Below are 24,728 nucleotides of genomic sequence, written 5' to 3'. Positions count from 1 at the left end.
GCCCGTGCGTACCTCCCGACTCCTCGCGCTCGGCGCAGCTGCGGCGCTCGCCGTGAGCCTCACCGCCTGCGCCAGCTCCGCTCCGACGAGCACAGACGACCCCGGAGTCGGTGCGAATCCGGCATCCGATGACGCCTTCCCCGTCACGGTCGAGCACGTCTACGGCGAGACCACGATCACCGAGAAGCCCGAGCGCGTCGCGTCCGTCGCCTGGGCGAACCACGAGGTCCCCCTCGCCCTCGACGTCGTGCCGGTCGGCATGAGCAAGGTCGCCTGGGGCGACGACGACGACAACGGCGTGCTGCCCTGGGTCGAAGACAAACTCGAAGAGCTCGGCGCCGACACCCCCGTGCTGTTCGATGAGGCCGACGGCATCGACTTCGAGGCCGTCGCCGACACGAGCCCCGACGTCATCCTCGCCTCGTATTCCGGCCTCACGCAGGAGGACTACGACACCCTCTCCAAGATCGCCCCCACCATCGCGTACCCCGAGGTCGCCTGGGGTACCGCGGTCGACGACATGATCACGATGAACGCCACCGCGCTCGGGCTGGCCGACGAGGGCCAGGCGCTGGTCGACGACCTGCAGGCCCAGACGGATGCTGCGCTCGAGGCGCACCCGGCCCTGCAGGACGCCAAGCTGCTGTTCACTTATATCGACCCGAACGACTTCAGCCAGCTCGGCTTCTACACGCCGATCGACACCCGGCCAGGATTCCTGCTCGACCAGGGGCTCCCGGAGCCCGACATCCTCAAGGACTACGAGGACAGCACCGAGTTCTATGTTCAGGTCAGCGCCGAGCAGGTCGAGAAGTTCGACGATGTCGACGTCTTCATCACCTACGGTGACGAATCGATGATCGAGGCGCTTCAGGCTGATCCGCTGCTCGGCAAGATCCCGGCGATCGCCAAGGGTCAGATCGCCATCCTTCCGGATGCGACCCCGATGGCGAACTCGGCCAACCCGTCGCCGCTGTCGATCCCGTGGGGCATCGACGAGTACTTCTCGATCCTCGAGGCACCGCTGACCGCGCAGTGACCGGCGAGTGACCTCGACAGCAACGACCGTGAAGCCGGGCGCCGCGAACCTGCGGCGCCCGGCCCTCGTGCGCACCATGTGGCTGCTCGTCGGGGCCGGGGTCATCATCGTCCTCAGCATCCTGTCGGTGTCTTTCGGCGTGCGCGCCGTCTCGCTCGACGACATCCTCGCTGCGTTGAGCGGCCAGGACGACACGGTCGGACAGGCCGCGATCATCAAGCGCATCCCGCGCACCGTGCTCGCGATCCTCGTGGGGGCGGCCCTCGCCCTCTCGGGCGCGACCATGCAGGCCGTCACCCGCAACCCGATCGCCGAGCCCGGCATCCTCGGCATCTCGAACGGGGCGTCGCTCGCCGTCGTCATCGGCCTCGCTTTCTTCGGCGCCGGCGGGGCGCTCACTCAGATGTTCGTCGCGGTCATCGGAGCCGCCGTCGCCGCGGTCTTCGTGTACACCGTCGGTTCGCTCGGACGCGGAGGGGCGACCCCGCTCAAACTCGCTCTCGCGGGGGCGGCGACTTCGGCTGCGCTCGCATCGCTGATCGGCGCCGTGCTGCTGCCCCGGGCCGACCTGCTGGAAGCCTTCCAGGCCTGGCAGGTCGGCGGCGTCGGAGGTGCGGAATGGCCGCGCATCGCGATCACCGCCCCGGCACTGGCGCTCGGCGCGCTGATCTGCTTCGCCTGCGCGCGCGGCATGAACTCCCTCGCCCTCGGCGACGATCTGGCCTCCGGACTCGGCGAGAACGTCCTCCGCACGCGGCTGATCTCCGCCGCCGGTGCCGTGATCCTCGCGGGGGCAGCGACCGCGATCGCCGGGCCGATCGGATTCGTCGGTCTCGTGATCCCCCATGTCTGCCGGATGCTGGTTGGCACCGACCACCGCTGGCTGCTGCCCTTCTCGGCCGTCGCCGGAGCCGCACTGCTGCTCGCCGCGGACGTCGTCGGGCGGGTCATCGCGCCGTCCGGGGAAGAGATCCAGGTCGGCATCATCACCGCGATCATCGGTGCGCCGTTCTTCATCTGGATCGTGCGGCGCCAGAAGGTGCGTGAACTGTGACTGCCGCCACGAAGACCGCTCCGACGGTGTCCGCCCCAGCGCCGGACACCGTCGCCGCGATCGCCGCCGGGCGGCGTTCCCGCCATCGCCGGCACATGACCGCGAGCATCGTCCTCGGCATCCTGCTGGCGGCGCTCGCCGCGGTCGCCCTCATGGTCGGCAACACGTTCTACACACCTGACGAGGTCATCCGCGTGATCCTCGGCGAGACGGTTCCCGGTGCGTCCTTCACCGTCGGTGAACTGCGACTGCCGCGGACCGTCCTCGCGATCCTCGCCGGTCTCTCCTTCGGGATCGCCGGTGTCTCCTTCCAGACGCTGCTGCGCAACCCGCTCGCGTCCCCCGACATCATCGGCATCACTGCGGGGGCGAGCGCGGCGGCCGTCGTCGGCATCGTCGTCCTCGGCCTGAGCGGCCCGGCCGTGTCGGGCCTCGCCGTCGCTGGCGCGCTGATCACGGCGATCGCCATCTACCTGCTCTCGAACAAGGGCGGCTTCTCCGGCATCCGGCTGATCCTGATCGGCATCGGCCTGGCCGCAATGCTGCAGAGCGTCGTCTCGTACACGCTCTCGCGCGCTGCGCAGTGGGACATCCAGACGGCGATGCGCTGGATCACCGGAAGTCTGAACAACGCCTCGTGGGACGACGTCGCACCGCTCGCGATCGCCGGTCTTGTCATCGTGCCCTTCCTGCTCGCGCAAGCCAGGGCCCTGGGGATGCTGCGACTCGGCGACGACTCGGCCGCCGGCCTCGGCGTGCACGTCACCCTCACCCGCCTGCTGTTCATCATCGGCGCCGTCACCCTGCTCGCCTTCGCCACCGCCGCCACCGGGCCGATTGCGTTCGTTGCTTTCATGGCCGGTCCCATCGCCGCCCGGATCACCGGGCCCGGCGCGAACCTGCTGCTGCCGTCGGCGTTCGTCGGCGCCGTGCTCGTGCTCGCCGGCGACCTGATCGGCCAGTTCGCGTTCGGAGCACGGTACCCGGTGGGCGTCATCACGGGCGTGCTCGGTGCGCCGTACCTGATCTACCTCCTCATCCGCACCAACCGCTCGGGAGGATCGCTGTGACCGAAGCGCACACCCTGACCGCTGACGCCGTCACCCTCGGCTACGGCGACCGCACCGTCATCGACGGGCTCGACCTGACCATCGCCCCCGGCAGGATCACTGCGATCGTCGGTGCGAACGGATGCGGCAAGTCGACCCTGCTGCGTTCGCTCGCGCGCCTGCTGTCACCGATATCCGGGCAGGTCGTCCTCGACGGAAAGTCGGTCCATTCCCGGCCCACCAAAGAGGTCGCCCGCGTGCTCGGTCTGCTGCCGCAGTCGCCGATCGCCCCGGAGGGGATCGCCGTCGCCGACCTGGTCGGGCGGGGGCGGCATCCGCATCAGAAGGTGCTCGCCCGCTGGACCGCCCACGACTACGAGGTCGTCGCCGACGCGCTCGAGGCCACCGGCATCGCCGACCTCGCCGACCGCAGCGTCGACGAACTCTCCGGCGGTCAGCGCCAGCGCGTCTGGATCGCCATGGCACTCGCGCAGGAGACCGACATCCTCCTGCTCGACGAGCCGACGACCTTCCTCGACGTCGCCCACCAGGTCGAGGTGCTCGACCTGCTCACCGACCTCAGTCACGCCCGCGGCACCACGATCGTCATGGTGCTGCACGACCTCAACCTCGCCGCCCGCTACAGCGACGAGCTCGTCGCGATGCGGCACGGCCAGGTGCACGCCGCCGGCGTTCCGGGCGAGGTCCTCACCCACACGCTGGTCGAAGAAGTCTTCGGCATGGCGAATCAGATCACCACGGATCCGGTCTCCGGAAAGCCGATGGTCACCCCGATCGGGAGGCATCATGTCCGCTGAAACCACCACCCGCACGCGTCCGCCCTACGTCCTCGCCCGCGCCGAAGTGCGCGCCGTTGAACGTGTCTCGCCCAGCTTCGTTCGCGTCACCTTCGGCGGCGGTGAGCTTGAGGACTTCGGCACGCCGGGTGATGTGTACGACGCGCGGATCAAGCTCGTGTTCCCACCGGCATCCGGCATCCTGCCCGACATCGACCGCGACAACGACGACTGGTGGGCGGCATACCTCGCCGTGCCCGAGGAGAAGCGCGGGTCGATGCGCACCTACTCGGTACGTGAGCTGCACGTGACGGATGCCGGCACCGAGGTGGTCGTCGACTTCGTGCTGCACCTCGCTCCCGGCCTCACCGGTCCCGCGTCGCTGTGGGCGAGCAACGCCGCCATCGGAGACGAGCTGTGGGTCGTCGGACCGCGCCGCGGGCGCGAGGGCCGCAGCGGGATCGAGTACGCGCCCGGTGCCGCGTCATCGGTCATGCTCGTCGGCGACGAAACCGCGGCGCCCGCGATCGCGCGCATCCTTGAAGACTCCCCGCGCGACCTGCGCGGAATCGTGTTCCTCGAGGTGCCCTCCGCGGAAGACATCCTGCCCATCGACGCTCCGGACGGTGTCGAGGTGCACTGGCTGCCCCGCGGGGATGCTGCGCACGGACTGCGTGTGATCCCGACCGCGCTCGACTACCTGGGCGACACGGGGCACACCGAGATCGTCGTGCAGGATGCTGAGGGCGAAGAGATGGTGTGGGAGACGCCGCTGTACTCGGGCAGCGGTGAGACTCTGGATGCCCCGATCGCCGACGTTGACCGATACTTCTGGATCGCCGGCGAGAGCGGGGTCGTGACGACTCTGCGCCGGCACCTCGTCAAGGAGCTCGGCATCGACCGAGCGCAGGTGGCCTTCATGGGCTACTGGCGCCGCGGCGTCGCCATGCGCGGCTGAGCCGCTGTGGTGGTCGCGCCGCGTGGTCGCACCACGTTCAGGTCGCACTTCTTGCCGCTCCGCTCCGCTGATAACGGCAGGAGTTGCGACCTGAACGTGTCGGTGGGGCGTGGTTCGATGGAGTCATGGATCAGGAGCAGAGGATGCTGCAGGAGACTCGGGCGATCTGGGCCACCGCGATCTGCTTCCTCCTCGGCGCGGGCATCGGCACCGCCGTGCTGTGGGGCAACGCGCGCCCGGTCGCTGGCGACGGGTCTGTCGGAATCCCGGCCGCGATTATCGCGGGGGTGATCGCCGCGGCATCCTTCGTGGTCAGCACCCGGCTGTTTCGCCGGGGCGACCACGCGTCGATGCCACGCTGGCAGGTCGTCATCTCGTCCCTCTCCGCCGTCGCGCTGACGATCGCGTTCGCCGGCGTCACCGCCCTCGGGGTGCTGCTGGCCGGCGAAGTGCTCGGCGTCGGGCTGCAGGGGCTTGAACTGCCATCGGTCGGCGGAGGGATCATCACCGGAGTCGCCAGCGCCATCGGCGGACGTCTCGCGTTCGATTCCGGCATCGGCCTGCGCACGACGGATCTCGCGAACCTCATGTTCGGCTACCTCATCATCGGCACGCTCTTCGCAATGCTCACCGCCGCCGACCCACGGTGGTGGGAGCACAACTTCTCGCAGCTCGGCATCGGCGCGGGAGCCTGGGCGTTCAACGGAACGCTCGTCGTCGCCGGCATCCTGGCCGCGACCGTCGGCTCGTACATCGGTCGCGACCTGCACCGCATCCGCGGCGACGAGGACCTCGGCCGGATCGCCTGGGTCGTGGTGCTCTGGGCGGCCACCGGCCTCGCCCTCGCAGGCGTCGGACTGTTCCCGCTCGAGCGGATCCTCGTGCTGCACAACATCGCCTCCGTTTCCACCCTCGTGCTCTTCGTCGCCGCCGCGGTGGTGACGACGATGGCCATCCCGGGGCCGCCGACCACGCTCGTGCAGACGACGGTCGGAACAGCACTGCTGCTGGTGGTCGCCTTCGTGCTCGCCGACGGTTTCCATCTCTATTCGCTCACGGTCCTCGAGGTGATCGTGATCGGACTCGGGCTGCTCTGGCTCACGACGCTGGTGCGCATCCTCGCGGTGCTCACACCGGCCACTACCCGCCCGTCGGCGCGAGGATCGCTGCTTCGCCGGTAGCGGTATGCGGATCGGGGCTGGTCACCGGCATCCGGGCCTGTCAGTATCGGGGGAACGATCTGCACCGATCTGCACCGATCAGCAACGAAAGGACGACGATGTCCGATCAGATATTCATCTTCATCGCACTGGGGCTGTACTTCGCGGCGATGATCTTCATCGGGTTCCTCGCGTTCCGTCGCACGACGGATCACGAGGACTACATGCTCGGCGGGCGCAATCTGCCGCCATGGGTCGCGGCCCTGAGCGCCGGAGCATCAGACATGTCGGGCTGGCTCGTCATGGGTCTTCCCGGCGCGATCTACCTCTCCGGGCTCATCGAAGCGTGGATCGCCGTCGGCCTCACCATCGGCGCCTACCTGAACTGGCTGCTCGTCGCGCCGCGCCTGCGCGCCTACACACAGGTCTCGCGCAACTCGATCACCGTTCCGAGCTTCTTCGAGAACCGACTGCGTGACTCGTCGCGGCTGCTGCGGGTCCTCGCCGGCGTCGTGATCCTGGTGTTCTTCACGCTGTACATCTCCAGCGGCATGGTCGCCGGCGGGTTCTTCTTCGAGAGCTCGTTCAACTCGGACTACCTGCTGGGCATGCTGCTGGTCGCCGGTGTCACGCTGCTGTATACGATGTTCGGCGGGTTCCTCGGCGCCTCGTTCACCGACGTCGTGCAGGGGGTGATGATGCTCATCGCCCTGATCGTCGTCCCGGTCTCCGCCGTGATCGCGATCGGGGGCTTCGGCGAGATGGGGGCTGCCATCGACGATCTCGCTCCGAACCACCTGTCGCTCCTCGGCGGCACGGCATTGACCGGCGGAGTCGTGCTGACGATCATCTCGGGTCTCGCCTGGGGCCTCGGCTACTTCGGACAGCCCCACATCATCGTGCGATTCATGGCGCTGCGCAATCCGGGAGAGGCGAAGGCCGCCCGCCGCATCGGCATGACGTGGATGATCATCTCGCTGATCGGCGCCGTGTTCTCGGGCCTCGTCGGCATCGCCTACATGGCGCACCAGGGCATCGACCTGACCAACTCCGAGACAGTGGTGCTCGTGATGTCCCAGACGCTGCTGCATCCCTTCGTCGCGGGTCTCGTGCTCGCGGCGGTCCTCGCGGCGATCATGAGCACGATCTCCAGTCAGCTGATCGTCGCCTCATCCGCCCTCGTGGAAGACCTGTTCAAGGTGGTCAAGAAGGATCCGTCGCCGAAGCTGCTGGTGCTGCTCGGACGGCTGACCGTGCTCGTCGTCGGAATCCTCGCCGCACTGCTCGCGCTCGTACCGAACGACACCATCCTCGGACTGGTCTCGTTCGCCTGGGCCGGGTTCGGCGCAGCATTCGGCCCGATCATCTTGCTCAGCCTGTTCTGGCGCAAGCTGACGAACTGGGGCGCACTGGCCGGAATGTTCGTCGGCGCGGCCAGTGTCTTCCTGTTCAAGGCGGTCTGGCCGGAGCTGTACGAACTGCTGCCCGGTTTCGTCTGCGCGATGATCGTCGCGGTCGTCGTGAGCCTGCTCACCCACCGCGACGGATCCGAGCGGCAGAACGAGATTCTGCAGGAGTTCACCGACACCGGAACCCTGCTGACGGTCAACGGCGTCGGACGCGGGGCGCGCACCGATCGTATGACGCCGTAGGCGCCGCATCGGGCGGATGCCGAAGATAAGGCATCTGCCCGATGTTCCGGGGGTGCCTTAGAGCGGAGTGTGGACTCAGATCACCAGAGGAGTTCACACCATGTACGCGCACCCGTCCTACATCTACAACGCTTTCGTCGTCGAGCAGGAGCGCATCGATCGCGCCAACGAACTGCGGCGCATCATCGCCGAGAACCCCGAGCGGGTCGTGCGCCACGAGGGGTCGTTCGCGCGCCGGGTGCGCGGTTGGTTCAGGGGCGGAGGATCGGATGCCGCGGCATCCGCCATCGCATCTGAAACCCCACGCGGTGCCGCCGACGTCACCGCGCGCCCCGCGCACGCGCGGTGAGTGCCTTCGCCGCAGTCTCCGGCCCGAATGTCCGTGGTCAGTGGCACCATGAAGTGGTGACCGTTCCGACGATCAGCACAGAGATGGTGGGTCGCGATGCCGACCTCGCCGAACTGCGGCGAGCCTTCGATCGGGCAGGCGGCGGGCAACCGTCGGCCGTGCTCGTCGAGGGCGAGGCGGGCATCGGCAAGTCCCGCCTGCTGCGGGAGTTCCCGGGCGAGGTCGCTGGCGCGGCCGACATCCATATCGGCCGCTGCTTCGACCTTGGTTCCGCGCGCTCCGCATACGGCCCGCTCACGAGCATCCTGCGCTCGATGGTCGAGCGGCTCGGTCTTGCTGAAGCGAAAGCCGCGGTCGGCGTCGGCGCCGAGGCGCTGCGCATGCTCGTGCCCGAACTCGGCGAGGGTGTGGCAGAACGCGAGCGCACCAGCCCCGACGCGCTTCACGATGCCGTCGCGGCCCTGATCGAGGCGGCAGCCGACACCGCACCGCAGGTAATCGTCGTCGAAGACCTGCACTGGGTCGACGACTCCACGCTCGTCATGCTCACCTACCTGCTGCGCACCCTGCAAGAAGGGCGCGTGCTGCTACTGATCACATGCCGCAGCGACGACGTCCGCCGCGGCGACGCGGTGAGCCGCTTCATCGCCGAAACCACGCGCGCGCGGATCCTCGAGCGCCTCGCCCTCGAGCGTCTCGATCGCGATGCCACCCGGCAGCTTGTCAGCCAGCTGCACGACGGCGACCTCAGCGAGACGTCGCTGGATCGCCTGATGGATCGTGCCGAAGGCGTGCCGTTCTTCATCGAAGAGGTGTCGTGCTGCGCGTCTGGTCCGCTGCCCGAATCGCTGCGCGACATGCTGCTGGTCCGGTTCGACCAGCTCGATGACGATGGCCGCCACATCGTTCGCGTGATGTCGGGTACCGACGGCCTGCTGCCGCACACGATGCTCACCCGGCTCGCCGGCCTGCCCGACGACCGACTAGATGCAGCGATCCGCGCGGCATCGCACCTCGGCATCCTGTCCGTGCACGACGATGAATACACGTTCCGGCACAACCTGCTCCGCGAGGCCGTGCACGACGACCTGCTGCCCGGTGAGCGCGCGCGGCTGCATCGGGCGTACGCCGAGGCGCTCGAGGCGAAGGCGACAGCGATCGACTCGTGCGACCTGTCGTCGCTCGCACACCACTGGCATCTCGCCCAGGTGCCCGATCGGGCGCTCGTCGCGTCGGTCGGCGCGATGCAGGAGGCCAAGTCCCGGTTCGCGTTCGCGTCGGCGGCGCGGTTCGGAGAGCTGGCGCTGGAGCTGTGGGAGCAGGTGCCGGATGCCGAGACGATCGCCGGCCTGTCGCATGTGCGTCTGATGCGGCATATCGGCTCGATCCTGCGTAATGCGGGTGAGGCGGAGCGGGCTCTCGTGGTTGCCGAACGTGCCCTGGCCGAGGTCGGCGAGAGCACAGACCCCGCCGATCACGCCCGTCTGCTGCGTGACCGGGGGTTCTTCCTCTCGAACCTCGGGCTGCCTGGGGCGATGGAGCTGTTCCTCGAAGCGCTCGAGATCGTCGATCGTGCTGTGGACGATGACCAGTTGCATGCGACGCTCCTCAACGGCCTGGCCGGCAAGTACATGCTCGCCTCGATGCTGCCCGAGGCGATCATCACGGCGACGCAGGCACTCGAGATCGCGTCCCGTATCGACGATCCGCGTGAGATCTCGGTCGCCCACAACCTCCGCGGCACGTGCCGAACCTATCTGGGGCAGCTCGACGAGGCCTTCGCCGACTTCCGAGAGGCTGCGCGGTTCGCCCCGCGCAGCAGCGGCGGCCCCGAGCTGCGCTACCACGTCAACTACTCCGACATGCTCGCGCTGCTCGGCAGGCACCGTGAGGCGTCCCGCGTGGCTGAGGCCGGGATCGAGCGCGCGAGAGAGCTGGGCGTCGAGCGTGCCTCCGGCAGGGCCATGGTGCAGAACATGGTCGAACCGCTGCTCACGCTCGGCGATATCGACGAGGCGACTTCCCGGCTGGCCGCCGTGCCGATCGGGCGGCCGCAGGTGCTCAACGACCAGTACGTTGTGCTGACCCGCCTCCGGGTGCTCGCCTGGCAGGGCAAGGTCGATGAGGTCGAGTGCATGCGCGAGGAGTGGATGCCGGCCCTGCACCGCGCCGCTGAGCTCGAACGCCAGGCCTGGTACCGAATCGTCGAGAACGAGATCGCCCTCGACGTCGCCCATGGGCACTGGGTCGATGCGCTGAACACCATCGTCGCAATGACGCAAGACGAGGGCTTCGTGCTGCTGCACGCGTATCGGCTGCTGCTCGAATCGGGCTGGGTCGTCGCCGAAGTGCGCGCATCGGGCGATGATGTCGACGCCGCCGTCGCGGCGATCCGCGCACTCTGGGGTGAGATCCCCGCGACAGTGCGCGACGACGATTGGGCCGCGATGCTCGATGCGCTGCTCGACCCCTCGATCCCCGCCCTCCGCGTGGCCGTGACCCTCGCGAACGGCGACGACGTGCCCGCCGTCATGCGGGGCATCACACGGCTCGAGCTCGCGCGCCAGTTGGTCGCAGACGGACAGCGCTCCGAGGCGCAGACGGTGCTGGCCGATGCCGCGGCCACCGCGGCGACGATCGGGCACGTGCCGCTGCAGAACAGCATCGCGGCCTTCGGGCGGGCGAGCGGGCTGGTTTCGCAGGCCGGTGCGGCAGACGCTCTCGAGCTCACGGCGCGCGAACGGCAGGTGGTCGACCTGGTCGCCGAGGGCCTCAGCAACAAGCAGATCGGCGAGCGGCTGTTCATCAGCGCGAAGACCGCGAGCGTGCACGTGTCAGCGATCCTGCGCAAACTCGGCGTCGCCACCCGCACCGAGGCCGCGATGGTGGTCGCACGGCGGTGAGAGGGTCAGGGCACCAGCCGGTACCCCATCCCGGACTCGGTCAGCAGATGCTCCGGGGCAGCGGGCTCGGCTTCGAGCTTCTTGCGCAGCTGTGACATGTACAGCCGCAGATAGCCCGAGTCGGACACCTGGTCGCTGCCCCAGATCTGCTTCAGCAGGTCCTGCCGGGTGACGAGCGCTCCGGGGTGGCGGGCGAGGTGCTCCAGCATCCGCCACTCTGTCGGCGTCAGATGTACGCGATGGCCGCCTCGGGTCACTGTCTTCGTGGCCAGGTCGACGACGGCGTCGCCGAAGACGACGGTCGCCTCCGCGGTCGTACCCTGCGTGCGACGGGCCAGCGCGCGCAGGCGCGCCAGAAGCTCATCGATCTGGAACGGCTTGGTGACGAAATCGTCGGCGCCAGCATCCAGCGCCTCCACTTTGTCTGCCGAGCCGGTGCGTCCTGACACGACGATGATCGGCGCATCCGTCCAGCCGCGCAGCGCCTGGATCACCTGGATGCCGTCGAGCCGAGGCATCCCCAGATCGAGCAGGATCAGGTCGGGGCGGGCCTGCGCCGCAACCGAGATCGCGGCGGCGCCGTCCGCTGCCGCAACGACCTCGTAGCCGTGCGCGCCGAGCGTGATGCGCAGCGCACGCACGAGCTGCGGGTCATCGTCGGCGATGAGGAGCTTCATCCGGTGTCCTCCTGCGGCATCCTCACGGAATCCCTACGCTTTCGCCCGGCACCCATACGGGTTGCTTACACACGGCCTGGCCATTCCTCCGCGAGCAGGCCGTAGTTCATGCCGTCCAGCCACTCGCCGGAGCGGTGCAGCGCCGTCTTGCGACTGAACTCCTCGCGGCGCATCCCGAGCCGCTCCATCAATCGCCAGGACGGCTCGTTGTCGGCAAAGCATCCGGCGTGCACGCGGCGCAGCCCCAATGCTCCGAAGCACACGTCGATCACCGCCCGCACCGCTTCAATCGCGTACCCCTGGCCCATGTAGGGCGGAGCGAGCGTCCAGCCGAGCTCTGCTTCGGTGCCGCGCGCTCGCTCGGCGACTTCGCGCTGCGCCCAGGCATCCCCGATCTTCAGCATGACGTCCCCGATGACCTGGCCGTCCGCGAGGCGCCTGACGATCAGCGTGGTCGCGAGGCGCTCGGGGTCCAGATACAGCTCGTCGAACGCCTCGCGCGTCTGCGGAGCAGGACCCAGCCACCGGTTCACCTCTGGCAGGCGGCGGTACCCCCACACCGCGGCGAAGTCGTCGGTGGTGACCGGGCGGATCTCGAGCCGCTCGGTGCGGACGGGCCAGGGGTCGCGTCGCTGCGGGATGCTCATCGTCCGATTCTAAGAGGAGTGCTTCGCGTGCGTTCCGTCCGCTCATGACGAACGCACAGCCCACACCGATCACGAACGCGTAACGTCGAAACCATGACGACCATCGAGGTCACCGAGGACACCATCCGCCAGACCCGCGAGCTCCGCGACGAGTTCCAGCGCTTCCTCCGGGAGTACGAATTCGGGATGCGAGAGGTCGAGACGAAGATCTCGATCCTGCGCGACGAGTTCACGCACGATCACGCGTACAACCCGATCGAGCATGTGAAGAGCCGCCTCAAGACCCCGGACAGCATCGTCGAGAAGATCGCCCGCCGGGGCATCGATGATCCTGACTTCGATCGAATCCGCGAAGAGATCACGGATATCGCCGGTGTTCGGGTGACCTGCAGTTTCGTGGCCGATGTGTACCGGCTGTTCGATCTGCTCACCCGGCAGGACGACATCACCGTGCGCATCGTCAAGGACTACATCGCGAAACCGAAGCCGAACGGGTACAAGAGTCTGCACGCCATCATCGACGTGCCCGTCTTCCTCTCGACAGGGCCGCTGCTGGTGCCGGTCGAGGTGCAGTTCCGCACCATCGCGATGGACTTCTGGGCGAGCCTCGAGCACAAGATCTACTACAAGTTCTCGAACCAGGTGCCGTCGCACCTCGTGGAGAGCCTGACGGATGCCGCCGCGGCCGCGAGCGAGCTCGACGCCCGTATGGAGCGCCTGCACCGCGAGGCCCACGGCGTGCCGCAGCGCGAACTCCCGCCCCCGCCTCCTCCCCGTGTCGTGCAGGTCTGACGCCGACATCACATCCGATTGCGTCTCGTCTCCGAACAACGTGAGAAAGCACCTTCATCGGTAACGGGAGACGACTGTGGCCAGACGCGACAAGGCAAGGCGATTCATCCTTTGGGCCGCGCTCGCGGGCGTGATCTCCGGCGCGGTCTTCCTCGCAACGGCCGAGCTTTTCGCGTTGATCTTCGCGCGTTCGGCAGGCCCGGTGCTCGCCGTGGGCGGGTTCGTGATCGACGTCGTGCCGCAGCCGTTCAAGGAGTTCGCCATCGCGACGTTCGGCGAGTACGACAAGATCGCTCTGCTGGCGGGTCTCGGGTTGGCCGTGTTCATCGCGTCGGCGATCGCGGGAATCCTGCAGTTCGTACGCGCTCCCCTGGGCGTCATCGCCCTGCTCATCGCGGGCGCGCTGTCGACAGCGGCGGTCGTGACCCGCGCCGACGTCACGCCACTGGGCTTCGTCCCTCCGGTGCTCGGCGCGCTCGCCGGCTCCCTCATCATCGTGCTCCTCTGCCGTCGCCTGCGAGGGTGGCGTGCGTCTGCGGTGGCGGATGAGCACACCGACATCGAGGAAGCGCGCACAGGGGTCGACCGGCGCCGGTTCTTCCTGCTCGCGGGGTTCGCCGGGGCATCCGCCATCATTGTCGGCATCGCTTCGCGCACCGTGAGCGCCGCCGTCACCTCGGTCGAGTCCATCCGCAGTGCCCTCAAGCTCCCGTCCGCGCGCACGAAGGTCGCGGTGCCCGACGGCGCAGAGCTCGACATCCCGGGCCTCAGCGAACTGTTCACGCCGAACAAGGACTTCTATCGTGTCGATACGGCGCTCACGGTGCCGACGATCGATCCCGAGACCTGGCGCCTGGTGATCGACGGCATGGTCGATCAGCGGGTCGAACTGAGCTTCCAGGACATCCTCGACATGGGGCTGGACGAGTACGCGATCACCCTGACCTGCGTCTCGAACGAGGTCGGTGGCGAGCTCGTAGGCAACGCGATGTGGCTCGGTGTGCCGCTGCGAGACGTGCTCGCCCAGGCCGGGCCGCAATCGGGCGCCGATATGGTGCTCTCGACCAGCGTCGACGGGTACACCGCGAGCACGCCGCTGTCTGCGCTGACCGACGACGGACTCGATGCGATCCTCGCGGTCGCCATGAACGGCGAGCCGCTGCCGCTTGAACACGGTTTCCCCGTGCGGATGGTCGTGCCGGGCCTCTACGGCTACGTGTCGGCGACCAAATGGCTCACCGAGCTCAAGGTCACGACCTTCGCCGACGACGAGGCCTATTGGACTCCGCGCGGATACAGCGCTGAAGCGCCGATCAAGTTCGCGTCGAGGGTGGACACGCCCAAGATCGGCGCGGCGATCGATGCCGGCCGCGTTCCGATCGCCGGGGTCGCGTGGGCGCAGACCGTCGGAATCGACCGGGTCGAGGTGCAGATCGACGACGGGGACTGGGTTCCGGCCACGTTGTCGAACCCGATCAACGAGGACACCTGGGTGCAGTGGTTCATGGACTGGGATGCCACCCCCGGAACGCACTACGTCGCTGTCCGTGCGGTCAACAAGAACGGCGACCTCCAACTCGAGGAGCGCGCGCCGATCGCGCCGAACGGCTCATCCGGGTGGCAGCGCTCGCTCATCCGCGTCAACTGACGCGGTCATCCAACGGCCGGATCGGAGAGCTCAGCCCAAGAACTCGCGCACCGCCGCGGTCATCGAGGCCACGCCGATCTCGATGCCGGGGTGGATCACCGGGGCGAACAGGGCAGAGTGTGTGGTCGGGATCACATCGGAGACCGTGCCGTCTGCGAGGGCTGCGGCGTACGCATCCGCGTCGATGACGCCCCAGAACCAGAACACCAGCGGCGCGCCCGAGTCGCGTGCGAACCAGGAGACATCCTCGCTGCCGGTGAAGAACCCGGGGTCCATCACGGTGCCTGCGCCGAGTGCGCGGTCGATGGCCGCGGAGACGCGTGCCGTGGCATCCGGATCGTTGATCGTCGGCGGCAGGCGGTGCGCGGTGCGGAACTCGGGTTCGCGTTCCGCGCCGGATGCCGCAGCCTCCGCGCGCACGATCCGCTCGACGCTTGCGAGTATCCGCTCGCGCGCCGCGTCATCGGGATAGCGCAGGCTGAGCTCGAGCGTGGCCTCCGACGAGATGATGTTGTTCTTCGTGCCGGCGTGGATCGACCCGACCGTGACGACGCCGACCCCGCGCGGATCGACTTCGCGCGAGGCGATGGTCTGCAGGCGCATCACCGTCGCCGCCGCCATCACGACGGGGTCGATCGTGGTGTGCGGGCGGGACCCGTGGCCGCCGCGGCCGCGCAGGGTGACCGTGATTCCATCGGCTGCCGCCATCTGCGGGCCAGGGCGCATGCCCACAACGCCAGCGGGCAGGGGAGTGACGTGCTGGCCGAGGACGACATCCGGTTTCGGGTAGCGGTCGAGGATGCCGGCATCCAGCATCGCCCGAGACCCCGCGCCGTATTCCTCGGCCGGCTGGATCAGCACGACGAGCGTTCCCGCCCATTCGTCCCGTGCCGCGACCAGGCGCTCCACGGCGCCGATCATCGCCGTGACGTGCATGTCGTGGCCACAAGCGTGCATGATCGGCACGGTGTTACCGGCCGGATCGATGCCCGTCGCCGTGCTCGCGTACGGCAGGCCGGTGGCCTCTTCGACGGGCAGGGCATCCATGTCGGCGCGCGCCCAGACGACCGGTCCGTCACCATTGCGCAGCACCCCGACGACGCCGGTGATGCCGACGCCCTCTTCGATCTCGAGCCCGAGATCGCGCAGGTGTGCGGCGGCGATCCCGGCGGTGCGCGTCTCCTGGAAGGACAGCTCGGGATGCCGGTGCAGATCGGTGTACAGCGCTTCGAGGTCGATGCTCATGGCCCGAGCCTATTCCCGTCTCCGTCTCAACCGCGGGCGTAGCTCGACAGCTCGGGCCCTGGGTTCAGTACGGCCGTCACGATCGCCCGGATCGCGAACGCGGTCGTCTCGCCCAGCTCGACGACGCCCGGGTGCAGCAGCCACTGCAACTGCAGACCATCCATGACCGCCAGGATCGCGGCGGATGCTGCGGCCACCGCGCCAGTGTCGGTCACGCCCTCCTGCGCGCACAGCTCGCCGAACGCCTCGGTGATCTCGCGCCGCAGGGTCGTGTAGCGCTCCTCGAAGAACGCGCGAGCGGGGTGGTCGTCGGTGATCGACTCGGCCGATAGCACGGTGTAGGCCTGCACGATGCCGGGGCGCTGGGCGTTCACGAACGCGGTGCGCACGAGATGCAGGAACAGCTCCGGTCCGCCCGGGATGTGCTTCTCATCGAGGTCCTGGACATCGGCCTGGTCACGGTACGCCAGCATCTCCAGCAGCAGGTTCTGCTTCGAGCCGAAGTGGTGCAGGATTCCGGCGTGCGTCATGCCGACCTGTTCGGCGACATCGGCGAGCGTGCCGTTGGCGGAGCCCTTGGTGCCGAAGATGTCGACGGCTGCCTTGAGGATCTCGGTGCGCTTCTGACGCGTCGCCGGACGCGTGCGCGTCGTACTCTGCGAATCAGCGACCACGGCATCCTCCTTTCCTGGCGAAAGCAACGGTCTGATGTCTCTCACTTGCAAAGCTTACTGACTTGTAGGTAATCTCACTGCAGTTTACTTTCTCGCGAGTAAGCAAAGCACGTCCAGGCACTCCCGCCCCCCACACGAAGACCGTGTCCAAGGAGAAGCAATGAAGCTCAGCAGATCTCTGATCGCCGTCGGTGCGATCACCGCCCTCAGTGTCGGTGCGCTCGCCGGATGCTCATCATCCGGCAGCACAGACGACGGCGATTCCGGCGGCACCGGCGCCGCCCTCACGATCGCCAAGCCCGACGGGGCGATCACCACCGAGTCCCACAACCCGTATCTCGGAGACTCATCGGCATCCAAGTACGGCTACGCGAAGGTCATCTTCGAGCCGCTCGCGCTCGTGAACCCGACCGGTGACCTCGGCACGACGCCGTGGCTGGCCGAATCGGTCGAGTGGAACGACGACTACACCGAGCTCACCGTCGTCCCGCGCAGCGGTGTGAAGTGGAGCGACGGCGAGGACTTCACCGCCGACGACATCGTCTTCACGTTCGATCAGTACCTGAGCGGCAAGCTCGCCGACTCGCAGGGCCTGAACTACGAGGGCGCGACCGTCGACGGCGACACCGTGACCCTGAAGTTCGCCGACTCGAAGTTCACCGCGCAGTCCCGCGTGCTGCACACCCCGATCGTCCCCCAGCACATCTGGGAGAACATCGAGGACCCCAACACCGACCCGCTCACCGGTGAAGGACTGGCCGTCGGCACCGGGCCCTACGTGCTCGATAACTGGACCACCGAGTCGGTCACCTTGGCCGCGAACGAGGACTACTGGGGCGGCGACCTCGCCGTTCCCGAACTGCACTACGTCTCGTACGGCGACAACGCCGCCCTCACGACGGCCCTGGCGTCGGGTGAAGCCGACTGGGCCCAGGCGTTCCTTCCTCAGATCGAGGAGAGCTACCTGTCGGTCGACCCCGACAACCAGTTCCTCGTCTCGCCCACGGCCGGCGCCGGCACGCTGTTCATGAACCTGCAGACCAAGCCGTTCAACGACCCGGCGCTGCGCGAAGCCCTCGCCTGGACCATCGACCGTCAGGCGTACGTCGACATCGCCCGCGAAGGTGCGAGCGACCCGGTCTGGAACGTCACCGGCCTCGGCACCCTGCTCGAGGACGAGATCGCCCCCGAATACCAGGGCGAGAACTACTCGGTCGACATCGAGCACGCCAAGGAGATCCTCACGGACGCCGGCTACACCTGGGAGAGCGACAAGCTCATCGACCCGGATGGCGAAGCCGTGTCGTTCTCCGTCTCGGTGCCCGCCGGTTGGAGCGACTGGAACACTGAGCAGGCGCTCATGGCCGAAGAGCTCGACGAGGCCCTCGGCATCGAGGTCAAGGTCGACCAGCCCGACTGGGGCGGCTGGGATGCCGCACGCCAGGAGGGCACCTTCCAGGCGATCATCCACTGGCTCGAGGACACCGGCAACGTGTACGGCCTGTACACCTCGACCATGGACCCCAAGTGGATCGTCGACGACAAGGCGCAGTACAACTTCGGCCGCTTCGACGACCCCGCTGTCACCGAGGCACTGAACACGTACGCCAATGCCTCCACCGATGAGGAGCGTGCGGCCGCTTCGGCCGTGATGCAGAAGGCGTTCGCCGAAGAGATACCGGCGATTCCGCTGGGCGCGCACCCGCTGCTGGGCGAGTTCAACACCCGCAGCTACGTCGGCTGGCCGAGCGAGGAAGACCAGTACGCGTCTGCCGACCCGACCCAGCCGGGGATCGTCCAGATCCTGACGGCGCTCGAGACGAAGTAAGCGGAAGCGGGGAGCGGAGGGACGTTTCGACTCGTCGCTCCGCGCCTCGCTCAACGCGTTTCGTCTGCAGCCTTCGGCCTCCGCTCAACGACCCGCAAGGAACTCCCACTCGGTCGTTGAGCGAGCGGAGCGAGACGAAACGGGTTGAGCGAGCCGAAGGCGAGTCGAAGCCTTCCCCCACCGCCCCAGACAAGGAACCTCATGACAGACCCCCTGCTGTCCGTCCGCGACTTCTCGGTCGTCTACGACGTCGACCCGCCCGTGGCGGCGGTGAAGAACGTCACGCTCGAACTGCAGCGCGGCGAGATCCTCGGTCTCGCTGGCGAGTCCGGCTGCGGCAAGACCACCCTCGCCTACGGCATCCAGCGCCTGCTCAAGGCACCCGCCGTCATCACGAGCGGATCGGTGCTCTTCCACGATGCCGACGGTGGCGACATCGACGTGAACGGCCTCGACGCCGAGCAGATGCGCCGGTTCCGCTGGGACCGGATCTCGATGGTCTTCCAGGGGGCGATGAACGCGCTCAACCCCGTGGCGACGATCGGGTCGCAGCTCGAGGACGTCTTCGAGGTGCACCGACCAGGCATGAACCGCCGGCAGCGCCGGGATGCGGTCGACGAGCTGCTCGAGATCGTCAAGGTCGGCGCGCAGCGCGCCCGGTCGTTCCCGCACGAGCTCTCCGGTGGCATGCGGCAGCGCGTCATGATCGCCATGGCTCTGGCTCTCCGCCCGCAGCTCATGGTCATGGACGAGCCGACCACGGCGCTGGACGTGCTCGTGCAGCGCGAGATCCTGCGCCAGATCTCGCAGTTGCGATCGGAGTTCGGTTTCTCGGTCATCTTCATCACCCACGACCTGCCGCTGCTGCTCGAGATCAGCGACCGCATCGCGATCATGCGCGACGGCGAGATCGTCGAGCTCCAGAGCGCCGAGCAGATCTGGCGCGACCCGCAGGACGAGTACACGAAGACGCTGCTGTCGGCGTTCCCGCGCCTCACCGGCGAGAAGGGGGTGGTGGTGCGATGAGCACCCTCGAAGTCCGCCACGTCACCAAGGTCTACAACGTTCGAGGCGCCGGCCAGCTCAAGGCCCTCGACGATCTCAATTTCACGATCGAGTCAGGTCGGACGATCGGCCTGGTCGGCCAGTCCGGCAGCGGCAAGTCGACGATCGCGAAGATCCTCACCCAGCTCGAGACCCCCACCAGCGGCGAGGTGCTGCTCGATGGCACACCGATCCCGCGCCGCGGACGCGGTCTGCGCGCCTACCGGCAAAAGCTGCGGATGGTCTTCCAGGACCCGTTCGCCTCGCTCAACCCGTACCACTCGATCCGGTACCACCTCGAGCGTCCGCTCGAGCTCGACGACGTGGTGCCGAAGAACGAGGTCGAAGACGAGGTGCGCCGTCTGCTCCAACGGGTGCGCCTCGATCCGGATGCCGTGATCGACCGGCGCCCGCACGAGCTCTCCGGCGGGCAGCGCCAGCGCATCGCGATCGCCCGGGCCCTGGCATCCCGACCCCAGATCCTCGTCGCCGACGAGCCGGTCTCGATGCTCGACGTCTCGATCCGCCTCGGCGTGCTGAACCTGCTCGCCGACCTGCAGCGCGAAGAAGGGCTCGGCGTGCTCTACATCACCCATGACCTGGCGACCGCCCGGCACTTCAGCGACGAGATCATCGTGCTCAACCAGGGCCGCATCGTCGAGCACGGAACGGCCGACGACGTGATCCTCCGGCCGCAGGATCCCTACACGCAGGAGCTGCGCGCAGCATCCCCCGATCCGGAGCGGCACTTCGCCGCAGCCGGCGGCCCGTCGATCACGGCAGGAGACGAGCGATGACCGCGGTCGAACCCCAGCTCCCGCAGACCGAGCCGCGGCCGGCGACCGACGCCGTCGAGGCGGGTACGACAGCGACGAAGGCGGGAGCCCGTCGCTCGCGCGTGCCGTGGCGCTTCCTCGGCGGACGTGCGGCCTTCTACCTGTTCACGCTGTGGGCGGCGCTGACGATCAACTTCTTCCTGCCCCGCCTGATGAAGGGCGACGCGGTCACGCAGTATCTGGCGCGCAACCGCAACGTTTCGCCCGAGGCCGCCGACGCCCTGCGTGCTCTGCTCGGCCTCGACACCGACAAGAGCCTGTGGCAGCAGTACCTCGACTACTGGGGGCTCCTGCTGCACGGTGACCTCGGCGTCTCGCTGCTGCACGGTCTGCGTCCGGTCACCGAGGTGATCGCGCAGGCGCTGCCGTGGACGATCGGCCTGGTGGGACTGGCGACTCTCGTGTCGTTCGCGATCGGCACGATCGGCGGCGCGTTCATCGGCTGGCGTCGGGGCAGCAGTCTCGACGCGTTCATCCCGATCACGACGTTCCTCAGCACCATCCCGTACTTCTGGCTGGGGCTGCTCGCCATCGCGGTGTTCTCGGTCAACCTCGGCTGGTTCCCGATCGGCAAGGCGTACGGCGTCGGCATGGCGCCGGGGTGGAACCTCGAGTTCATCGGCCAGGTGATCCATCACGGCGCGCTTCCGCTCGTGACGATCGTCATCGCTTCGCTCGGCGGATGGATGCTGGGAATGCGCAACATGATGCTCACGGTGCTCGATGAGGACTACATCACCGTCGCGCAGGCCAAGGGCATGCCAAACCGGCGCGTGCTCTGGGGGTACGCGGCCCGCAACGCTGTGCTGCCGCAGATCCAGAGCTTCGCGCTGTCGATCGGCTTCATCGTCGGCGGCACGATCGTCATGGAGATGGTCTTCAGCTACCCCGGCGTCGGCAAGCTGCTGCTGGATGCCACCAACGCCAAGGACTACGCGCTGATGCAGGGTGTCTTCCTCGTCATCACGCTGTCGGTGCTTGTCGCGAACATCTTCGCCGACGTCGCCTACGCATTCCTCGACCCGCGCACGCGCCAAACGGAGGCCTGAGCAATGACGACGACCACCCCGCGCCGCCGGAGCGCCAGCACCCCCGAGACGCTGCTGCTGCGCACCAGCGGCCCGGGCGGGCACGATCAGGACAAGAGTTTCTGGGCGAAGGTCGCCGGAGCTTTCGCGATGTTCCGCAACGGCAAGTCGATCGCCGGGCTCGCGATCCTCGGATTCTTCGTGCTCGTCGCGATCTTCGCCGACGTGATCGCGCCGTACTCGCCGACCCTGGTCGACAACGACGCCCGTCTGCAGCCGCCGTCGGCCGAGCACTGGCTCGGCACGACGCACATCGGCGAAGACGTGCTGAGCCAGGTCATCCACGGCACCCGCGGCGTCATCGTCGTCGGCTTCCTCGCCGCGATCATCGCCACTCTGATCGCCATCACGGTCGGCGTGATCGCCGGATACCTGTCCGGGTGGAAGAGCGAGGCGCTCTCGGCGCTGACCAACGTGTTCCTCGTGATCCCCGGCCTGCCGCTGATCATCATCGTCGCGGCGATGTTCGAAGAGCCCCCGCTCGTGCTCATCGCCGCCGTTCTCGGCATCACCGGGTGGGCGTGGGGAGCCCGCGTGCTGCGCGCCCAGACCATGTCCCTGCGCAACCGTGACTTCATTCAGGCCGCGCGCGCGAACGGCGAACCGCTGAGCCGGATCATCACGGTCGAGATGCTGCCGAACCTCATGGCACTGATCGCCGCGAGCTTCGTCGGCACGGTGACCGCCGCGATCCTGGGGCTCACGACCCTGTCGTACATCGGCGTGATCCCCGTGACCACCTACAACTGGGGCACGATCCTCAACTGGGCCTCGGCCCAGGGGGCGTTCGGGCAGAACCAGTGGTGGTGGTACCTGCCCCCTGGGCTCTGCATCGCCGCGATCGGCGTGGCCCTGTCGCTGATCAACTTCGGCATCGACGAGTACGTCAACCCGCGCCTGCGCTCTGCCGGCGAGCGGGCCCGCGCCATGAAGAAGAAGGGCCTCGACGTCAATGACGCCGTGACGGCCGTCCGCTCCGATCTCAAGAATTCTGGAAATGACTGAAACGCTCGCCGACCTGCATCCCTACCGGGACCCCGCCCTCTCGATCGCCGAACGCGTCGCCGACCTGCTCGGGCGCATGACGCTCGAGGAGAAGGTCGGGCAGATGCTGCAACTCGATGCCCGGGACGATCTCGACGACCACGTGCTGCGCCGAATGGCCGGGTCGATCCTGCACACGTCCCCCGAGCGCATTGTCGCCGCGCGTGAGCTGACGCTGCAGACGCGCCTGCAGATCCCGCTGATCGTCGGCGAGGACTGCATCCACGGCCACTCCTTCTGGCCCGGCGGCACGATCTATCCGACGCAGCTCGGTATGGCGGCATCCTGGGATGCCGGCCTCGTCGAGAAGGTCGCCCGTGCGACCGCCGTCGAGGTGGCGGCGACCGGCATCCACTGGACGTTCTCTCCGGTGCTCTGCATCGCGCGCGACCTGCGCTGGGGCCGCGTGAACGAGACGTTCGGCGAAGACCCGCACCTCATCGGCGAGCTCGCCAGCGCGATGGTGCGCGGCTACCAGGGCGAGGGGCTCGACGACCCGAGCGCGATTCTCGCCACGGCCAAGCACTTCGCCGGATACTCCGAGACGCAGGGCGGGCGAGACGCCTCAGAGGCCGACATCTCGCGACGAAAGCTCATCTCGTGGTTCCTGCCGCCGTTCGAGCGCGTCGCCCGCGAGGGGTGCCGCTCGTTCATGCTCGGGTACCAGACCACCGACGGCGTGCCGATCACCCTCAACGAGTGGCTGCTCAGCGACGTGCTGCGCGGCGAGTGGGGCTACACCGGCACGCTCATCACCGACTGGGACAACGTCGGACGGATGGTCTGGGAGCAGCACGTGCAGCCCGACGTCATGCACGCTGCCGCTGCCGCAGTGAAGGCCGGCAACGACATGATCATGACGACGCCGACCTTCTTCGAGGGCGCTCTGGATGCCGTCGCCCAGGGCCTGCTCGCCTCCGACGCGTTCGATGCCGCCGTCGAGCGGATCCTCACGTTGAAGTTCGAGCTGGGTCTGTTCGAAGACCCGCGGACGCCCCGCGATGACCTCGATGCGATCGTCGGTACGGCCGCGCACGCGGAGCTGAACCTCGAGGTCGCGCGGCGCTCGCTCGTGCTGCTGGAGAATGACGGGCTGCTGCCGCTCGCGCCGGCCGCGACGAAGCGCATCGCCGTCGTCGGCCCGCTCGCCGACGATGACCAGGAGCAGCTCGGCGACTGGGCGGGTGGATCCGGCCAGGCCGGCTGGCTCGACGGACAGCCGCGCGAGATGATCACGACCGTGCTCGACGGGCTGCGCGAGATCGCCCCGTGGGAGGTCGTGCACGCCCGGGGTGCCGAGATCCTCGAGCTCGAACCCGACCCCGCCGGCGCCACCTGGCCGGACGGGCAGCCCCGCCCACCGGTGGTGAAGGCCATCCCCGCCGATGCGGCGCGGATCGCCGAAGCCGTCGCCGCGGCTGAGGGGGCGGATGCCGTGGTCGCCGTCGTCGGTGACGCACGCGGCCTCTACGGCGAGGGCCGGTCGACGGCGACGCTCGAGCTCCTCGGCGGGCAGATCGAGCTGCTCGACGCACTGGTCGAGACCGGGACGCCCGTGGTCGTCGTGCTGACGGCGTCGAAGCCGCTGGTGCTGCCGGCATCCGTCTCCCGCGCCGCAGCCTTGCTGTGGGTGGCGAACCCGGGTATGCAGGGCGGGCGGGCGATCGCCGAGCTCATCACCGGTGCGATCGAGCCGACCGGACGCCTGCCGATCTCCTTCGCGCGGCATGCCGGTCAGCAGCCGACGTATTACAACCAGATCCGCGGTCAGCACGGCGATCGCTATGCCGATCTCACCCAGTCGCCGGTATGGGCCTTCGGCGAGGGGCGCTCGTACACGACCGTCGCGTACGACGACCTCGTGATCGAGGAGGCTGCGCTCGCAGCATCCGATACGATCACGGCGCACGTGACCGTGACGAACATCGGCGAACGGCCGACGATCGAGACGGTGCAGGTGTACGTGCGCGACGCCGTCACCAGCGTCAGCTGGGCCGACCGCGAGCTGAAGACGTACCGGCAGGTAGCGCTGGAGCCGGGGGAGTCGGTGCGCGTGCGCATCGAGCTGCCGGTCGCCGCGTGCACGATCGTGGATGCCGGCGGTACCCGCGTCGTCGAGCCGGGCGAGTTCGAACTGCTGGTGGGACCGAGTTCGCGGGACGAGATGCTGCTGGCCGCTGGGTTCACCGTCGGCTGAGGTCGCGCGTGGGGGAGTGACGCTTCGACTCGCTCCGCTCGCTCAAC

The 24,728-nt window shown here is 68.2% G+C and carries 21 protein-coding genes; 17 read left to right on the top strand and 4 right to left on the bottom strand.

Annotated elements, in window-relative coordinates; genetic code table 11:
- The first annotated feature begins 4 nt into the window (after positions 1-4).
- The 9 genes from ACTICP_RS05160 to ACTICP_RS05120 all read left to right on the top strand — a co-directional run bounded on the left by ACTICP_RS05160 (position 5) and on the right by ACTICP_RS05120 (position 10,961).
- Positions 5-1,039 carry an iron-siderophore ABC transporter substrate-binding protein gene (locus tag ACTICP_RS05160; RefSeq protein WP_441890174.1) on the top strand — a complete coding sequence of 345 codons (1,035 nt, stop codon included), beginning with the start codon at positions 5-7 and terminating at the stop codon, positions 1,037-1,039.
- 76 nt (positions 1,040-1,115) lie between these two features.
- Entirely contained in the window at positions 1,116-2,093 is a 978-nt protein-coding gene (locus ACTICP_RS05155) for a FecCD family ABC transporter permease (protein WP_441890262.1), read from the top strand.
- Positions 2,090-3,163 carry a FecCD family ABC transporter permease gene (locus ACTICP_RS05150; RefSeq protein WP_441890172.1) on the top strand — a complete coding sequence of 358 codons (1,074 nt, stop codon included), beginning with the start codon at positions 2,090-2,092 and terminating at the stop codon, positions 3,161-3,163. The genes ACTICP_RS05155 and ACTICP_RS05150 overlap by 4 nt, the downstream gene beginning before the upstream one ends.
- Positions 3,160-3,960 carry an ABC transporter ATP-binding protein gene (locus ACTICP_RS05145; protein ID WP_441890170.1) on the top strand — a complete coding sequence of 267 codons (801 nt, stop codon included), beginning with the start codon at positions 3,160-3,162 and terminating at the stop codon, positions 3,958-3,960. Before ACTICP_RS05150 ends, ACTICP_RS05145 begins: the two co-directional genes overlap by 4 nt.
- Positions 3,950-4,897: a siderophore-interacting protein gene (locus ACTICP_RS05140; RefSeq protein ID WP_441890168.1), complete on the top strand. Its 948-nt coding sequence runs from the start codon at positions 3,950-3,952 to the stop codon at positions 4,895-4,897. Before ACTICP_RS05145 ends, ACTICP_RS05140 begins: the two co-directional genes overlap by 11 nt.
- Positions 4,898-5,022: 125 nt before the next feature.
- Positions 5,023-6,078, top strand: coding sequence for a DUF998 domain-containing protein (locus ACTICP_RS05135; RefSeq protein WP_441890166.1), 1,056 nt, complete (start codon positions 5,023-5,025; stop codon positions 6,076-6,078).
- Between the two features lie 98 nt (positions 6,079-6,176).
- Positions 6,177-7,709, top strand: coding sequence for a sodium/proline symporter PutP (putP, locus tag ACTICP_RS05130; protein WP_441890165.1), 1,533 nt, complete (start codon positions 6,177-6,179; stop codon positions 7,707-7,709).
- Between the two features lie 100 nt (positions 7,710-7,809).
- Positions 7,810-8,058 (top strand): hypothetical protein, encoded by a 249-nt coding sequence (locus ACTICP_RS05125; RefSeq protein WP_441890163.1) that lies wholly within the window; start codon positions 7,810-7,812, stop codon positions 8,056-8,058.
- 56 nt (positions 8,059-8,114) lie between these two features.
- Positions 8,115-10,961 (top strand): ATP-binding protein, encoded by a 2,847-nt coding sequence (locus ACTICP_RS05120; RefSeq protein ID WP_441890161.1) that lies wholly within the window; start codon positions 8,115-8,117, stop codon positions 10,959-10,961.
- A 5-nt stretch (positions 10,962-10,966) separates the two neighbouring features.
- On the opposite strand, the gene ACTICP_RS05115 is transcribed toward ACTICP_RS05120, so the two are convergent.
- On the bottom strand, positions 10,967-11,638 hold the full coding sequence (locus ACTICP_RS05115) for a response regulator (protein WP_441890159.1): 672 nt from the start codon (positions 11,636-11,638) through the stop codon (positions 10,967-10,969).
- Between the two features lie 65 nt (positions 11,639-11,703).
- Positions 11,704-12,285, bottom strand: coding sequence for a GNAT family N-acetyltransferase (locus tag ACTICP_RS05110; RefSeq protein ID WP_441890157.1), 582 nt, complete (start codon positions 12,283-12,285; stop codon positions 11,704-11,706).
- Positions 12,286-12,378: 93 nt separating this feature from the next.
- Here ACTICP_RS05110 and ACTICP_RS05105 point away from each other — a divergent pair, with 93 nt between their 5' ends.
- Complete coding sequence (locus ACTICP_RS05105) at positions 12,379-13,077, top strand: GTP pyrophosphokinase (protein ID WP_441890155.1); 699 nt, start codon at positions 12,379-12,381, stop codon at positions 13,075-13,077.
- A 76-nt stretch (positions 13,078-13,153) separates the two neighbouring features.
- Positions 13,154-14,725, top strand: coding sequence for a molybdopterin-dependent oxidoreductase (locus tag ACTICP_RS05100; protein ID WP_441890153.1), 1,572 nt, complete (start codon positions 13,154-13,156; stop codon positions 14,723-14,725).
- A 30-nt stretch (positions 14,726-14,755) separates the two neighbouring features.
- Here the strand turns inward: ACTICP_RS05100 and ACTICP_RS05095 are convergent, their stop codons facing one another.
- Entirely contained in the window at positions 14,756-15,970 is a 1,215-nt protein-coding gene (locus ACTICP_RS05095; RefSeq protein ID WP_441890151.1) for an amidohydrolase, read from the bottom strand.
- A 26-nt stretch (positions 15,971-15,996) separates the two neighbouring features.
- A complete protein-coding gene (locus tag ACTICP_RS05090; protein WP_441890260.1) occupies positions 15,997-16,680 on the bottom strand; it encodes a TetR/AcrR family transcriptional regulator in 684 nt (227 codons plus the stop codon).
- Positions 16,681-16,804: 124 nt separating this feature from the next.
- On the opposite strand from ACTICP_RS05090, the gene ACTICP_RS05085 reads away from it, so the two are divergent.
- From ACTICP_RS05085 to ACTICP_RS05060, 6 genes are all read left to right on the top strand, one after another.
- Entirely contained in the window at positions 16,805-18,472 is a 1,668-nt protein-coding gene (locus tag ACTICP_RS05085) for an ABC transporter substrate-binding protein (protein ID WP_441890149.1), read from the top strand.
- A 201-nt stretch (positions 18,473-18,673) separates the two neighbouring features.
- Positions 18,674-19,498, top strand: coding sequence for an ABC transporter ATP-binding protein (locus ACTICP_RS05080; protein WP_441890147.1), 825 nt, complete (start codon positions 18,674-18,676; stop codon positions 19,496-19,498).
- The gene (locus ACTICP_RS05075) at positions 19,495-20,313 is read left to right on the top strand and encodes an ABC transporter ATP-binding protein (RefSeq protein ID WP_441890145.1); all 819 of its coding nucleotides are present in this window, start codon (positions 19,495-19,497) and stop codon (positions 20,311-20,313) included. Before ACTICP_RS05080 ends, ACTICP_RS05075 begins: the two co-directional genes overlap by 4 nt.
- A complete protein-coding gene (locus tag ACTICP_RS05070) occupies positions 20,310-21,401 on the top strand; it encodes an ABC transporter permease (RefSeq protein ID WP_441890143.1) in 1,092 nt (363 codons plus the stop codon). The genes ACTICP_RS05075 and ACTICP_RS05070 overlap by 4 nt, the downstream gene beginning before the upstream one ends.
- A gap of 129 nt (positions 21,402-21,530) precedes the next feature.
- Positions 21,531-22,445: an ABC transporter permease gene (locus tag ACTICP_RS05065; RefSeq protein WP_441890258.1), complete on the top strand. Its 915-nt coding sequence runs from the start codon at positions 21,531-21,533 to the stop codon at positions 22,443-22,445.
- Positions 22,438-24,681: a glycoside hydrolase family 3 N-terminal domain-containing protein gene (locus ACTICP_RS05060; protein WP_441890142.1), complete on the top strand. Its 2,244-nt coding sequence runs from the start codon at positions 22,438-22,440 to the stop codon at positions 24,679-24,681. The genes ACTICP_RS05065 and ACTICP_RS05060 overlap by 8 nt, the downstream gene beginning before the upstream one ends.
- Positions 24,682-24,728: the final 47 nt, after the last annotated feature.

The organism is Microbacterium sp., assembly GCF_052102115.1.
GTDB lineage: Bacteria > Actinomycetota > Actinomycetes > Actinomycetales > Microbacteriaceae > Microbacterium.
Note: the sequence above shows the minus strand (reverse complement) of the source record. Positions and strands in the feature narration are given on the sequence as shown.